Source organism: Fuscovulum blasticum DSM 2131 (genome assembly GCF_003034965.1).
Classification (GTDB): domain Bacteria; phylum Pseudomonadota; class Alphaproteobacteria; order Rhodobacterales; family Rhodobacteraceae; genus Pseudogemmobacter; species Pseudogemmobacter blasticus.
Map to the genome: position 1 here is coordinate 154,039 of NZ_PZKE01000005.1, position 14,136 is coordinate 168,174.

Below are 14,136 nucleotides of genomic sequence, written 5' to 3' on the forward strand. Positions count from 1 at the left end.
GGATCAGGACAAACCGTTGACCGGAGAAGCGGCATGGGCAAAGGCGGAAGGGGCCATGACCCCCGCCGCCCCGCCCGGCGGGATCAGAACGACATCGCGGTGTAATCCACCGCATCGGGGTAAAGCCCCTCGTCGATGGTGGTCGCGTGCACCTTGATCAGTTTGCCTGACTGGATCTGGCTGATGTACTGGCTGCCGAAAACTTGGTGCGTCTTGCCGTTGAACCGCTTGGCGCCCTGCGGGTGTTCCAGCCCATAGGGCAGATCGGTGATCGCCTCCATCGCCTCAACCAGTTTCTGCCGGTCGGCCGGGCCGGTATAGCCCGCGGCCTCCATCGCGTTCTTGATGAAATAGAGCGTCTCCCAGGTGCTGAACATATGGGCGTAGGTTGAGACATCCTTGGCATCGCTGACGCTGGCGCCGTTGTCGTCCACCCCCACGGCGGCGCGATAGGCGGCCTCGTGTTCGCCGGCATCGGCCGGTTTCACCCGCGGATGACCTTCCCAGAAATGGCTGCCCTCCAGGAACTCCAGCCCCGGCGTGGCGGTATCCACCGCCTCAAGGCTGTCAACGAAGCCGAACAGCGCCGGTTTCGCGCCGGTGCCGTAGAATTCGCCCAGCTCCTTGACAAAGGTCAGAACGGCCGGCCCGACCATGACGTGATACAGCACCTCGGTCTCGGCCGGGATCTGCGGGAAATAGCGGGTGAAGCTGGTTTCGGTCGGCGGAATGGCGATCTGGGCGATCACTTCGCCGCCCTGTTCGGCCATGGCCTTGGTAAAGAAATCGCGGTGATCGTGGCCGAAGGCATAGTCGGGGAACACCATTGTCACCTTCTTGCCCAGGTTCGCCGCCACCCAGGGCGCCATGGTGGAAATCTGCGCCCGCACATCGGTGATGCCGGGTTGCAGCGTCCAGCGGTTCAGCGCGCCGCTGGCGACGTGGTAACCTTCGGAACAGACCAGATAAGGCACCTTCAGCTCGCCCGCGCGCGGGGCCGACCCCATGACGACATGGGAAAACAGCGTGCCCATGACCAGATCGCAACCGGCCTGCTGGGTCAGCTTGTCCACCACCTCGGCGCCGCGCTTGGGATCGGTCGCGTCATCCTCGAACACGATCTCGACCGGACGGCCGGCGATGCCGCCCGCGTCATTGATCAGCTTCAGCGCGGCGGTCGCGGTGCGTTCATACCAGCGGCCATAGCTGGCGCCGATGCCGGTGCGGTGTAACTGGAACCCGATCTTGATCGGCGCGGCCTGCGCGCCCACCACGGCCGGCAGTGCCAAAGCCAGAAGCCCCGCCCCCGCCCCTTTCAGCAGCGCCCGCCGCGACGGCATCAGGAAATTCGTCATCTCGTCTCTCCTCGTGTTGGGCGGGCCCCTCTTTCCGGGTGGCCTCGCGGTCAAGATTGTAGGTGCGCAAACGTCCTGTCCACAAAAATCACCCGACCCTTGCCGTGGACAGCAGCCACAGGCCAAGAACTGTATACCCGACCATCAATCCGGTCATCGGCACATGCGCCAGCGCCCGCGTGCCCGGCCCCGCCAGCTTGCACGACAGCACTACGGCCAGAAGATGCGCGCCCAGGATGGCCGTGAACTGCGCGCCATAGATAAGGGGCATGATGCGCGGATCGGTCAGGAAGCCGAAGGACACATAGAACGGTGGCAGACCAAGGAAGCTGTCGCCGGTGAAGAACGGATCATTCAGCGCGGCCAGCGTGTATTGGCCGGCGGTCAGCAGCATCACCAGATAATGCGCGGCATGATAGCCCGCCGCGATGGCCAGAAAGGACAGCATCAGCGGCCCCAGCGCAAAACCCGGCCCGCCAAGGACGCGGCCCAGCCAGACCATGCCCGGCACGGCCAGCAGCGTGATGGCCCAGACCGCCAGAAGCCCCAGCGTGTTGACCCAGACCACCGCCGACCGCCCCGTCGGTTCCAGCGGGTTTTCCCCGATCAGGGCCTGCCACCAGAAGGTTTCGTTCAGCCCGTCGAAGGTCAGCGCCGCAAGGGCAAGGCACAGGAACATCACCGCCGAAGGCGCCAGGGGCACCATGCGCAGCACCTGCGCGCCGGGCGGGCCGGCCATCAGCCGGGCGCAGTTTCCTTCGACCTCAAGCCACAGCGGCGCGATGCGGGCGATGAAGCCGAACAGCACGGTCAGGAACTCGCCCTTCTGCAACCAGTCCTCGCCTTCGGCCACGGCAAGAAGGAAGATCACGCCGTAATAGCAGGCGGCCACCGTCGCCAGCACCGCCGGATCGTCCGGGTAAAGCGAGATCATCTGGAACCAGGCAAACCCCGCATAGCCCAGCACCGCCGGAACATACCCCAGCCGGGCCAGTCCGACACGGCCGGTCCGCCCCAGCAGCAGCCGCGCAATCCGCACCGGCCCGGTCCAGGGGTTGATCGGCCGCCAGAGATTGCCGAAACCCATCGACCCCAGCGGCACCACGATCCAGACCCCGGTCCAGAACACCAGCGTCATCAGGTTGTGCATCGGGTCGCGGCTGCCGGTCCAGCCGATGAACAGCAAGGCCAGAAAGCCCAGGAACCCCAGATAGGAAGACAGGGTTTCCGGCACCAGCACCGGCCGGTCCCACATCAGATGCGGCCGAAACGCCGGCAGGCGCGGCGCCACCGCCGCCAGAAGCGCGGTCAGCGCCACGGTCAGCGCGGCGGCGGTGATGTAATGCCCGGTCGGCAGCGTCAGGATGACCGAAGGCGGCAGGGCGCAGGCAAAGGCCACGCCGGGAACAAGCGCAAGGATCAGTGTCGGGGTCAGCAGGCCCCTCTGGATCATCGCAACCCGTCCTCCCCCTTGACCTGATCCACCTCCAGCCCGCCCATGCGGGAATGGACCCGGCCGCCGCGCGCCATGGCCAGCGCGAAAAGCACCTCGTTCGCGCGCGGCCCATCCTCGCAGGCGATGGTGATCACGTCGAAGCGTGACCGGACATAAGCCGCGTTCAGATGGCCCAGCGGAATGTCCAGCGTGCTGCCAAGGCCGCCCACCTTCATGGCGCTTGGCACGATGGCGCGACATTCGCCCAGCCGGTCGCGCATCCCGTAGCCGCCCGAGACATGCCAGATCGCGCCGTGCTCATGTTCGCCGGCTTCGCCCACGATGGCGCCCTTGCCATAGGCATCAATGCCCTCGCGCCCGCCAAGCGCCGCGACCAGCCGGTCGGTCAGGCGCAGCGCCAGCGGCTTCAGCCATTCCATCGCCGGCTGAAGGTCGGGCTCGAAACGGCCGGCGAAGGGGTTGGAACAGATGGCATAGACCGCCCCCTTGACCGGGGCCGGGTCGGCCACAGGCCCGCCTTCGTGGAGGATTTCCTCCACCTGCACCACGATCTTGCGCAGCTTGAACTCAGACACCTGTCGCCTCCCTTTCCGGCAGCGCCAGCGCGCCGGTCATCCTGCACTCACCCTGAAGGAAAAGAGCCGCCCCTTCAATCAGCCCGCGCGCGGCAAAGCCCTGCGCCGCGCGAAGGCCGGCATCCAGCGCCCTGCCCCGGTCATCCGGCGGCAGGGAAGGCACCGCGGTCGTCACGGCCCGCGCACCAAGATCGCTGTCGGCCTGCACCCTGCAGGCCGGGCGCCGCCCGATGCCCGGATGCCCCGGCAGATCAACCGCATTGGCGATCATCGTCGCCGCCGCATCCGCCGCCGCCGCGCTGCGCGCCACCACCGTGACCGCATCGGCAATCCCCAGCGACAGGCTGCGCCCGCGCCAGCCCGAGGTGGCGATGCCGCGCACCGGGTCTGCCGCGCGCACCGTCACCCGGTCCATTCCCCCGGTCACCGCCAGCGCGCAGGTCAGCGCCTGATCGGGGGCCAGCCAAAACGCAATGTCGCCACCATTGTTGGCATAGGCCCGCAACACGCCCGGCCCGGCCAGCGCCGCGACGACCTCATCCGCCACCGCGCCCGCAACCGCGGCCATCGGGGTGATGAAGGCCGGGCGGAACGGCGCCACAGCCGCCGCCATGCACCGGGCGATGCGGCCCGACACGGCCGCTTCGGGCGACCGCAGAGCGGCAAGCTCTGACACCAGTTCCTCAAGCACGGTTGCGAAGCGTGCGGCAGCGCGGGCATGGGCGGCCTGCACCGCCGCCGCCGACCCGAAGGCGGCCGCCACGATGTCGATCGGCCCGTGCTGCAAATGCAGCCGCCCGTCGGGCAGACGCGCGACAATCGCCCCGCTCATTGCCGGGGCCAGGGTTGCAGATGGGCCTCGGTCGGATATTCGCCGCCTTCGGCCATGGTTTCAGAGAGGCTGCGGATGCTGCCCTCATGCCCGCCCATGGCAATGTAATCGGCTCGAGGCAGGGTGAATTCCAGCGGGGCCACCAGCGCCGGCGTCGGCACATAGCCGAAGGCGCCTTTGGGCAGGCGCGTCACATCGACCATGAAGGTGATCCCGCCGCCCGGCCAGACATAGGTTTCGGCGCCGCCGCTGGTCAGCCGGGTGATGCCGCCCTGCACTGATCGGGTCAGCCGCACCGGGTTCTTCGTCACCCCGGCGCGCAGACTGCCCCCCCGCGCCCCCCATGAACAGCACGGTGCAAAGCGACGGTTCGCAATTCTCGTCGATCAGATCCACCGTGCGGCGCAGGCTATCCGGCAGGTCACGCGGCTGCGGATGCAGGTCGGCATCCAGTTCGTAATAGGCAAACTCTTCGCCGGTGGTCGAGACCATCAGCAACGTCAGCCCCGGACGTGCGCCTTTTTTCGGGTTCCACTCGCCCAGAATCTCCAGCGGATCGGTCAGGCGGGTGCCCCCCCAGCCAAGGCCCGGTTCCGAGACCCTGAAATAGCGCCCCGGCGTTGACCGCTGGCCCTTGATGCGGATGCCGGTCGGTTGCCAGCCCAGCACCCTGCCGGCCTGATGTTCACTGACCACCCCGGTAATGTGGTCATCGACCACCACCACCTCATCGACCAGCCCCTTCCATTGCGCCGCGAACATCCCGATGGTGGCCGAGCCGCAGCCAACCCGCATCCGCCGTTCGGGCGTGCCGTCCACCACCGGCGGCTGGCCTGCCTGCACCACCACGATGGAACCGTGGTCAATCCGCATCTCGACCGCTTCGCCATTGCACAGCCGCAACAGTGCATCACAGGTGACACGGCCTTCCGCCTTGGTGCCGCCCGTCAGATGGTGCACACCGCCCAGCGACAGCATCTGGCTGCCGTATTCGGCGGTGGTGACATGGCCAACCGCCTCGCCGCCCACCCGCACGGTCGCGCCTTCGGGGCCAAGGAAACGGTCGGTGTCGATCTTCACCTTGACCCCGCAATAGGAAAAGATCGCCTCGGTGACCACGGTCACCATATCGGCCCCGTCGATGATGGAAGAAACGATGAAAGGCGCGGGCTTGTAATCCGGGTAGGTGGTCCCTGATCCGATGCCGGTCACGAAGGCATCGGCGGGCACGGGGCTGCCATCCCAGTCACGCACGGCAAAGGGCACGATGCGGCTGCCCGCGTCCAGCGCGTGGCTCAGCATCACCACCGGATCGCTACGCACGATCCGGCCTGCGTGATTGGCATAGCGGTCGCAGGCGCCGGTCTGCCCGGGCGCGATGTAGCACATCACCGGGCAGGCGTCGCAGCGGATCTTCTCGGCGGCCTCAGACAGTGGCGCATCGGTCATGGCGCGGCTCCGGGTGGGGCCGGAAGCCGGGGGTTTCACACCCCCGGACCCCAGTGGGATATTTGAAGACAGATGAAGGGGGCGTCATTCCTGCCCCTCCATCGCGGCAAGGATGCGGTGCGGCAACGCGGGCGTGCGGGTCAGGACGGCGCCGGTGGCGTGGCGAATGGCGTTCAGGATGGCCGGGGCGGTGGGGATCAGGACGTGTTCCCCCAGACCTTTGGCGCCGAACGGACCTTCGGGATCGGGGATTTCCAGCAGGATGCTGTCGATAGGCGGCACATCGCCCGCGGTCGGGATCAGGTAGTCGTGCAGATTCTCGGTCCGGCCTGAAAGATATTCCTCCATCAGCGCAAGGCCGATGCCCTGCGCGATACCTCCCTCGATCTGGCCGGTCACCAGTTGCGGGTTGATCGCGCGGCCCAGATCATGCGCGGCGGTGATGTGATACAGGGTGACCGTGCCAAGCGCGCGGTCCACCGAAAGCTCAACCAGTTGGGCGCCATAGCCGTAAACGGCATAGGGCGTGCCCTGGCCATTCGCATCCAGCCCCGTTGTGGGCGGGTCATAGGTTTCTTCGGCAGACAGGGCATAGCCGCGGGCGTCAACCGGCAGAGCGGTAAGGTCGATGCGGCGCCGGACCGGGCCATCGGTAACGGTGATGCACCCCGGCGCAAGGTCTAGACGGGCACCCTGCCCCGCATTGGCCAGCCGCAGGGTCGCATGGCGCAAGGCGCGGCCCGCCTTTTCCGCCGCCCGCCCCGAAACGAAGGTCTGACGCGAGGCGCTGGTCTTGCCGGCGTCCGGCGTGATCGCGGTATCGCCGCCCAGCAGGCGCAGCGCGGCAACCGGCAGCCCCAGCGCATCGGCAGCGATCTGCGCAATCACGGTGTTCGAGCCCTGCCCGATGTCGGTTGCGCCCTGATGCAACACCACCTCACCGCCCGGCGTCATACCGATGCGGATGGTTGACGGGTTGGGCAAGGCGGTGTTGCCGCAGCCATACCAGCACGAGGCGACCCCCACCCCGCGCCCCGGCCCCTGCGCGGCCCAGTCCAGCGCGGCGCGCCAGCGCGGACGCAATGCCTCAAGACAGGGGCCGATGCCGACCGCCTGCAGGATCTGGCCCGTGGCGCTGCACTGACCGTCGCGCAGCGCGTTCAGGATGCGGAACTCCAGCCGGTCCAGCCCGGCCTTTTCCGCCAGCCGGTCATACAGCGTTTCCTGCCACAGCGCGCCCTGCGGCACGCCGAAGCCGCGAAACGCGCCCGAGACCGGGCCATGCGTATGCACGGCGCGGGCGCGGGCGGTGATGTTCGGCGTCAGATAGGGGCCGGACACATGAACCGGCACCCGGTTCGCCACAGTCGGCCCCCAACTGGAATAGGCCCCGGTGTTGAAGCGCCCCTCGAACACGATGCCGGTGATGCGGCCCCTGGCATCGCAGCCGATCCGCCCCGTCATCTCGGCCGGGTGGCGCTTGGTGGTCGAGGCCATGCTTTCGGCGCGGGAATAGATCATCCGCGCCGGCCGTCCAGTGCGCAGCGCCACCAGCCCGATCAGCGGCTGCACCGACAGATCAAGCTTCGAACCGAAGCCGCCCCCCACGGCAGAGGGGATGATGCGCACCCGCTCGGCCGGCAGGCCCAGGACCAGCGCGGTATCCTCGCGGTCCATCCCCGGCGCCTGGGTGCAGGCCCGGATCACCAGCGTATCGCCCTCGATCCAGGCAACACCGGCCTCGGGTTCGATATAGGCGTGTTCGACGTAAGACGTGGTGAAACTGCCCTCGACCACATGCGCGCTGGCGGCCAGCGCCGCCTCGGCATTGCCCTTCTGCACCCGCCCCTCGATCAGCAGGTTCGCCTTGCGGTCGGGGTGCAGCAGGTGCGCACCTTCGGATTCAGCCTCGGCGGGTGTCAACACAGGCGGCAGCGGCGCCCAGTCCACGGGAAAGCCGTCAAGGCTGGCCTCGGCACCCGGTTCAAAGGCCACCAGCGCCACACATTCGCCCCGGAACCGCGCGGGGGAACGGGCAATGGCGGGCTGGTCGGCAAAGGGCGGGATGACGGAAAAGGCGTTGCGGCCGGGAATGTCGGCAGCCGTAAAGACACCGGCCACGCCGGGCCGGGCCGCGAACCCGGCCAGATCGCCGAAGCGGAACGCCGCATGGGGATGGGGCGACCGCACCGCCTTGACGGTCAGCGCCCCCTCTGGCGCATGGTCGGCGCCGAAACTGTCGCCCGCGACCTTGGCCGCACCATCCAGCCGGACCAGCGCCGCCCCCACCGCCTGCCCGGCCGGCGGCGCATCGGCGGCAACCGCGGGCGCCGCATCGCAGACGGCAGCAAGGATCTTGCGGTATCCGGTGCAGCGGCACAGCACACCGCCAAGCGCGTCCATCGCCTCGGCCTCGGTCGGGGTCGGGTTGCGGGCCAGCAGCTCTGCCCCCGCAATCAGCATCCCCGGCGTGCAGATGCCGCATTGCGCCGCGCCATGGCGCAGGAAGGCCGCGCGCAGCCGGGTCAGTTCCGGCGTTTCCCCTTCCACCGTCACGATCTCGGCCCCGTCGGCCTGCCCCGCCGGCACCAGACAGGAACAGACCGAGCGGCCGTTCAGCAGCACCGAACAGGCGCCGCAATCACCGGCGTCGCACCCTACCTTTGTGCCCCGCGCCCCCAGCCGTTCGCGCAGCACTTCGGACAACCGTTCGCCGGGGGGGGCCGCGACCTGCACTGCACGCCCATTCAGGCGAAAGCCGATCATGCGCAGCTCTCCACCGCCCGGGCCACCAGCTCCCGCGCCGCCCGCCGGCGATAGGCCGCCGTGGCGCGCACATCGTCAATGGGCGACAGCGCCGCGTAATCCGCCTGTCGGGCCCGGTCCGCCGCCCCGGCCACCGGGCCAAGCAGCGCCGCCTCGACCGCAGGCAACCGGCTGGCAACCGGCCCGCAAGCGCCAACCGCCACTGCCGCCCGGGTGATACGGTCGCCGTCCACGGTCAGGCGAACTGCCGCCATGGCGATCGAAATCACCAGATAGGCCCGCGCGCCCAGCTTTTGAAAGGCCGACCGCCCGGTCAGGGCCGTTTCGGGGATCAGCACGGCGGCAAGAATTTCTCCGGCGCGCAGGTCCACCTTGCGCGGCCCCAGCAGGAACCGCGCCAGCGGCAGGCGTCGAGCCCCGGCCGCCGACAGCAGTTCAACCTCGGCGTCCAGCGCCAGAAGCGGCGGCACCCCATCGGCCGCGGGCGAGGCATTGCAAAGATTGCCGCCGATAGTGCCGACATTCTGGATCTGCCGCCCCCCCACCTGACGCGCCGCCTGTTGCAGCGCGGCGCAGGCGGGAGGAAGGCCAGCCTCTGCGATCTCGCTCCAGCTTGTGCAGGCCCCAAGGCGCAGGCCGCCCGAAAGGCTGATCCCGCGCAGCGCGGCCACCGAAGTCAGATCAACCACCGGCCCGACCAGACGCGAACCCTGCCCCGGATACAGGTCTGTGCCGCCCGCCAGCACCCGCGCACCGGAGGCCACTGCGGGGAACACCTCGCTCAGGGTTGCGGGACGGAGATAGCCCATCTTGCCACCGGCTGGATTGTTCGCACACCAACAGGCTTCACGATCCGGCGGCACGCTGTCAACAGTCTTGCGCAAACGGGGAAGGCATGGGTATTTCTGATGCAATGGCCCTGCCCGGATATGACCTTGATGCACAGATCGGCTACCTGCTGCGGCGGGTCACGCAGCGGCATCTGGCGCTGTTCGGCCAAGCCATTCCAGAACTGACCACGATGCAATTCGCCGTGCTGGCACGTCTGGCCGAACTGGGCCCCCTGTCGCAAAACCATCTGGGGCGCGAGGCGTCGATGGATGCCGCCACCATCAAGGGCGTCGTCGACCGGCTGATCCGGCAGGGGCTTGTGGTTACCACGCCAGATCCTGACGACCGCCGCCGCCTGACGGTCAGCCTGACAGAGACTGGCGCCACGCTGGTTACCTCACTTGTTCCGGCCGCGCTTGCGGTGACCGAGGCCACGCTGGCCCCGCTGACCACCGAAGAACGCGCGACGCTTTCCGCCCTTCTGGCACGTCTGGCCTGACAGCCGCCGCAGCGCAGCGCGAAATCCGACGCTCATCGGTCGCATTCCGCCATGAGCCGGGGCGCCCGCCGCGTCTAACCTGACCCGGCAACACCAGACCGCACGCACAGACCCGGGGGGTCCAATGTCGAACGATCCACTTCTGCAACCCTTCCAACTGCGCCACCTGCGCCTGCGCAACCGGATTCTGACCACCAGCCACGAGCCGGCCTATACCGAGGACGGTATGCCCAAGGATCGCTACCGGCTGTATCATCTGGAACGGGCAAAGGCCGGGGTTGCCATGGTGATGACGGCCGGTTCTGCCAGTGTCAGCCGCGACAGCCCGCCCGCCTTCGGCAATGTGCTGGTCTGGAAGGATGAGGTGGTGCCGTGGATGAAACGGCTGGCAGACGACTGCCACGAGGCCGGCGCGGCGGTGATGATCCAGGTAACGCACCTTGGCTATCGCACCCGCTGGGACAAGGGCGACTGGCTGCCGGTTCTGGGGGCAGGCCCGGCCCGCGAACCCGCGCACCGCGCCTTTCCCAAGGTGATCGAGGATTGGGACATCGACCGCATCATCACCGACTACGCCGATGGCGTGGAACGGATGCAGGCCGCCGGTCTGGACGGGGTGGAGTTCGAGGTCTACGGCCATCTGATGGACCAGATGTTCAGCCCGCTGACCAATGCGCTGGAGGGTGACTATGGCGGCAGCTTCGACAACCGCCTGCGCTTTGCAACCCAGGTTCTGGACGCCTGCCGCCGCCGTGTGGGACCGGATTTCCTGTTGGGAATCCGCTATGTGGCGGACGAAGATCATTCTGGTGGCATCACCACCGAAGATGGCGTGGAACTGGCGCGGCGGTTCCGGGACGCCGGGCTGATCGACTTCGTGAACGTCATACGGGGGCGTATCCATACCGATGCCGCCCTGACCGGGGTGATCCCGGTGCAGGGTATGCGCAGCGCCCCGCATCTGGATTTCGCCGGCCGTATCCGGGCCGAAGTGGGGCTGCCCACCTTCCATGCCTCGCGGATTCCCGATGTGGCCACGGCCCGCCATGCGGTGGCGAATGGTCTGCTGGATATGGTCGGCATGACCCGCGCCCATATCGCCGACCCGCATATCGTGCGGAAGATCGCCGAAGGGCGCGAACATGACATCCGCCCCTGCGTCGGGGCCACCTATTGCCTGGACCGCATCTATCAGGGTGGCATGGCGCTGTGCATCCACAACCCCGCCACCGGACGCGAGGTCGAGGGGATGCCCCATGAGGCAACCCCTGCGGCGGTCCGCAAGAAGGTTGTCGTCGTCGGGGCCGGCCCCGGGGGGCTGGAAGCCGCCCGTGTCGCCGCCGAGCGCGGCCATGACGTGACCGTGTTCGAAGTGGCCGACCGCGCCGGTGGCCAGGTCCGCCTGACCGCGCAGACCAAACGACGGTTCGAAATGATTGGCATCATCGACTGGCGGATGGAGCAATGCGAGGCGAAGGGGGTAAAGTTCAACTTCAATACATGGGCGGAAGCCGATGATGTTCTGTCTCTTTCCCCGGATGTTGTCATCGTTGCGACCGGCGGCCTGCCGCAAAAACCCACGCTGACAGCGGGCGATGACCTGACCGTGACCGCCTGGGACATCCTGTCGGGCGACGTGAAGCCGGGCAATTCCGTGCTGGTCTATGATGATGCCGGCGACCACGCCGCCTTGCAGGCCGCCGAAGTGCTGGCCGAAGCCGGTGCCACGGTCGAGGTGATGACGCCAGACCGCACCTTCTCGCCCGAGGTGATGGGCATGAACCTCGTGCCCTATATGCGCGCCCTGCAAGGAAAATCTGTCACCTTCACCGTGACCTACCGCCTGCAATCGGTGACACGCGACGGCAACCGGCTGAAGGCGGTGATCGGCTCGGACTACCTACGTGATCTGGCGCAGGAACGTCATTTCGACCAGATCGTCGTGAACCACGGCACGGAACCCAATGCGGGGCTCTACTTCGATCTCAAGCCCCGGTCGGAAAACCTTGGTGCGGTTGATTATTCCGCCCTGATCGACGGCCGTCCGCAGCCCGCCGGCAGGGGACCGAAAGGGTTTCGCCTCTACCGTATCGGCGATGCGGTCGAAGCGCGCAACACCCATGCCGCGATCTATGATGCCCTGCGGCTGATGAAGGACATCTGATCCGTCGCGACTCGACAAATGGCTGCGTGGCGGGCACATCTTCCCGCCATGTCCGACCCGCACCGCCCCCTTGCCGCCGCCCTTTGGATGACAGGCTCCATCGCCTCGTTCTCGGCCATGGCAGTCGCGACGCGGGCGGTGAAGGTCCGGCATGAAACCTTCGAGATTCTTGCCTACCGCTCGATCCTGGGGCTGATGATCGTGCTGCTGGCGGCCACCCTGCTGGGCCGGCTGAACCGCATCAGCGCCAGGCGCTTTCCCAGCCACGTTCTGCGCAACGGGTTCCATTTCACCGGGCAGGCCCTGTGGTTCTGGGCGGTGACGCAAATCCCGCTGGCCCAGGTCTTCGCGCTGGAATTCACCTCGCCGCTCTGGGTCATCCTGCTGTCGCCGCTGGTGCTGGGCGAACGGCTGACGCGGCCCCGGCTTCTGGCGGCGGGGCTTGGCTTTGCAGGCATCCTGATCGTCGCCCGCCCCGACTTTGGCCACATCGAACCGGGCGTGATGGCCGCCGCCGGCTGCGCGGTGTTCTTTGCCGCCACCATGCTGATGACCAAGAAACTGACCCGGGGCGAGGATATCCTGTCCATCCTGTTCTGGCTGACACTGCTGCAGGCGATCTTCGGCCTGGCGCTGTCCTTCCGCGATGGCGCCATCACCCTGCCCGACAGTGCCACCCTGCCCTGGCTTTTGCTGATCGGCCTTGCCGGGATCGTGGCGCATCTGTGCCTGACCACGGCGCTGTCGCTGGCCCCGGCCAGTTTTGTGGGCCCGGTGGATTTCGCCCGCCTGCCGGTCATCGCCCTGATCGGCGCCGCCTTTTATGATGAGCCGCTGGCCTGGACGCTGGCCCTGGGCGCGGCCCTTATCCTGACGGCGAACTATATCTCTCTCCGGGCGGAATCCCGTGCACCCAAGCCACAGCTATAATCTCACAAACCCGTGACGTTGCGTCATTGATTGACCCGTTTTGTCGTGCCCCCTAGCGTCAGCATCAGGGGAAATCCTTTCCAGGGATGAGGACAATGAAAAAACTGATGACAAGCGTCGCCGCACTGGCGGCAGCGGCGGGGATGGCAGAAGCAGGCGGGGTGGACCGTTCGGGCCAGTCCATCGGCATCATCTTCGAAAAGGGCAATTACGTCGAACTGAGCTACGGCGTGATCAATCCCAATGTGAGCGGCACTGATGTGGCGTCTCGCCCCACCGGCAGCGTGGCCGACAAGCACACCCTTCCGGGACTGGCGCTGAATTACAAGTTCAACGACAACTTCTCGGCCGCGCTGATCTACGAACACGCTTATGGCGCCGACATCAACTATCCAATGGGTCAATCAATCTTGTTGGGCGGCACGTCGGCAGTGCTCGACTCTGAAGTTATCACCGGGATCCTGCGCTACAAGTTCGACGAGAACTGGTCAGTCCATGGCGGTATACGCGCTTCCAAGGCTTCGGGTGAAGTAACCCTGTCTGGCCTCGCCTACGACCCGCAGGGTCCGGCGAACCTGTCGGGCTACAACGTCTCATTCGACCCGGCTTGGGGCACCGGCTATCTGGTTGGCGCGGCCTATGAACGGCCTGACATCGCCCTGCGCGTCGCTTTGACTTATTTCTCCAAGGTGACCCATGATCTCGATACGGTCGAGACATTTGCATCGCCATTGGGGCCTATTCCGGCCGGCGTGCCTCTCGCCAGCGTATTGTCGGTCGATACGCCGCAGGCTGTGAACCTCGACTTCCAGTCGGGGGTGGCAAAAGACACACTGGTCTTCGGTACGATCCGTTGGGTGGACTGGTCAAACTTCCTGATCGACCCTGCCACATTCACTGCGGCAACTGGCGGCGGCCTTGTCAGCCTTGAAGATTCGACCACCTACACCCTGGGTGTCGGCCGCAAGTTCAGCGACAACTGGTCAGGCTCGGTCTTTGCCACCTACGAAGCCGGTGGCGATCCGCTGGTGTCGCCGCTGGCGCCGACCAATGGCTACAAGGGCATTGGCGTTGCTGCGGTTTACACGCAGGACAACATGAAGGTCACCATGGGCGTGCGCTATCTGAAACTGGGCGATGCCCAGCCGGAAACCGGCACCCCGGACGTGGCCCGCGCCAACATGACCGACAATGACGCCGTCGCCGTCGGTGTGCGTGTCGGCTTCAGCTTCTGATCGCTCTGCGCCTGACGCAGACCCAACCCGCCCCTTCGGGGGCG

10 protein-coding genes and 1 pseudogene are annotated in these 14,136 nt (G+C 67.0%); 4 read left to right on the top strand and 7 right to left on the bottom strand.

Features of this window, described 5'->3' with window-relative positions; genetic code table 11:
- Nucleotides 1–83: 83 nt before the first annotated feature.
- The 7 genes and pseudogenes from C5F44_RS07155 to C5F44_RS07185 all read right to left on the bottom strand — a co-directional run bounded on the left by C5F44_RS07155 (nucleotide 84) and on the right by C5F44_RS07185 (nucleotide 9,242).
- On the bottom strand, nucleotides 84–1,355 hold the full coding sequence (locus C5F44_RS07155) for an ABC transporter substrate-binding protein (protein ID WP_107672826.1): 1,272 nt from the start codon (nucleotides 1,353–1,355) through the stop codon (nucleotides 84–86).
- Nucleotides 1,356–1,443: 88 nt separating this feature from the next.
- Nucleotides 1,444–2,808: a hypothetical protein gene (locus C5F44_RS07160; RefSeq protein WP_107672827.1), complete on the bottom strand. Its 1,365-nt coding sequence runs from the start codon at nucleotides 2,806–2,808 to the stop codon at nucleotides 1,444–1,446.
- Nucleotides 2,805–3,386, bottom strand: a complete 582-nt coding sequence (locus C5F44_RS07165) for an amino acid synthesis family protein (RefSeq protein ID WP_107672828.1) — start codon at nucleotides 3,384–3,386, stop codon at nucleotides 2,805–2,807. The genes C5F44_RS07160 and C5F44_RS07165 overlap by 4 nt, the downstream gene beginning before the upstream one ends.
- Nucleotides 3,379–4,218, bottom strand: coding sequence for a UPF0280 family protein (locus tag C5F44_RS07170; RefSeq protein WP_107672829.1), 840 nt, complete (start codon nucleotides 4,216–4,218; stop codon nucleotides 3,379–3,381). The genes C5F44_RS07165 and C5F44_RS07170 overlap by 8 nt, the downstream gene beginning before the upstream one ends.
- Nucleotides 4,215–5,667, bottom strand: a pseudogene (locus C5F44_RS07175) (6-hydroxynicotinate reductase). The gene C5F44_RS07170 and the pseudogene C5F44_RS07175 overlap by 4 nt, the downstream one beginning before the upstream one ends.
- Nucleotides 5,668–5,751: 84 nt before the next feature.
- A complete protein-coding gene (locus C5F44_RS07180) occupies nucleotides 5,752–8,433 on the bottom strand; it encodes a molybdopterin-dependent oxidoreductase (RefSeq protein ID WP_107672830.1) in 2,682 nt (893 codons plus the stop codon).
- The gene (locus C5F44_RS07185; RefSeq protein ID WP_107672831.1) at nucleotides 8,430–9,242 is read right to left on the bottom strand and encodes an FAD binding domain-containing protein; all 813 of its coding nucleotides are present in this window, start codon (nucleotides 9,240–9,242) and stop codon (nucleotides 8,430–8,432) included. Before C5F44_RS07185 ends, C5F44_RS07180 begins: the two co-directional genes overlap by 4 nt.
- Before the next feature lie 86 nt (nucleotides 9,243–9,328).
- Between C5F44_RS07185 and C5F44_RS07190 the strand changes: the two genes are divergently transcribed.
- The 4 genes from C5F44_RS07190 (at nucleotide 9,329) to C5F44_RS07205 (ending at nucleotide 14,092) form a co-directional block, all read left to right on the top strand.
- On the top strand, nucleotides 9,329–9,763 hold the full coding sequence (locus C5F44_RS07190; RefSeq protein ID WP_107672832.1) for a MarR family winged helix-turn-helix transcriptional regulator: 435 nt from the start codon (nucleotides 9,329–9,331) through the stop codon (nucleotides 9,761–9,763).
- A 124-nt stretch (nucleotides 9,764–9,887) separates the two neighbouring features.
- Nucleotides 9,888–11,927, top strand: coding sequence for an NADH:flavin oxidoreductase (locus tag C5F44_RS07195; protein WP_107672833.1), 2,040 nt, complete (start codon nucleotides 9,888–9,890; stop codon nucleotides 11,925–11,927).
- Between the two features lie 87 nt (nucleotides 11,928–12,014).
- The gene (locus C5F44_RS07200; RefSeq protein ID WP_412917532.1) at nucleotides 12,015–12,857 is read left to right on the top strand and encodes a DMT family transporter; all 843 of its coding nucleotides are present in this window, start codon (nucleotides 12,015–12,017) and stop codon (nucleotides 12,855–12,857) included.
- Nucleotides 12,858–12,952: 95 nt separating this feature from the next.
- Nucleotides 12,953–14,092: an OmpP1/FadL family transporter gene (locus tag C5F44_RS07205; protein ID WP_107672835.1), complete on the top strand. Its 1,140-nt coding sequence runs from the start codon at nucleotides 12,953–12,955 to the stop codon at nucleotides 14,090–14,092.
- Nucleotides 14,093–14,136: the final 44 nt, after the last annotated feature.

What these genes read in the sequence shown, in the direction of transcription:
- C5F44_RS07155 (WP_107672826.1), bottom strand. Translation starts at nt 1,355, where the DNA reads ATGACGAATTTCCTGATGCCGTCGCGGCGGGCGCTGCTGAAAGGGGCG.
- C5F44_RS07160 (WP_107672827.1), bottom strand. Translation starts at nt 2,808, where the DNA reads ATGATCCAGAGGGGCCTGCTGACCCCGACACTGATCCTTGCGCTTGTT.
- C5F44_RS07170 (WP_107672829.1), bottom strand. Translation starts at nt 4,218, where the DNA reads ATGAGCGGGGCGATTGTCGCGCGTCTGCCCGACGGGCGGCTGCATTTG.
- C5F44_RS07180 (WP_107672830.1), bottom strand. Translation starts at nt 8,433, where the DNA reads ATGATCGGCTTTCGCCTGAATGGGCGTGCAGTGCAGGTCGCGGCCCCC.
- C5F44_RS07185 (WP_107672831.1), bottom strand. Translation starts at nt 9,242, where the DNA reads ATGGGCTATCTCCGTCCCGCAACCCTGAGCGAGGTGTTCCCCGCAGTG.
- C5F44_RS07190 (WP_107672832.1), top strand. Translation starts at nt 9,329, where the DNA reads ATGGGTATTTCTGATGCAATGGCCCTGCCCGGATATGACCTTGATGCA.
- C5F44_RS07195 (WP_107672833.1), top strand. Translation starts at nt 9,888, where the DNA reads ATGTCGAACGATCCACTTCTGCAACCCTTCCAACTGCGCCACCTGCGC.
- C5F44_RS07200 (WP_412917532.1), top strand. Translation starts at nt 12,015, where the DNA reads ATGACAGGCTCCATCGCCTCGTTCTCGGCCATGGCAGTCGCGACGCGG.
- C5F44_RS07205 (WP_107672835.1), top strand. Translation starts at nt 12,953, where the DNA reads ATGAAAAAACTGATGACAAGCGTCGCCGCACTGGCGGCAGCGGCGGGG.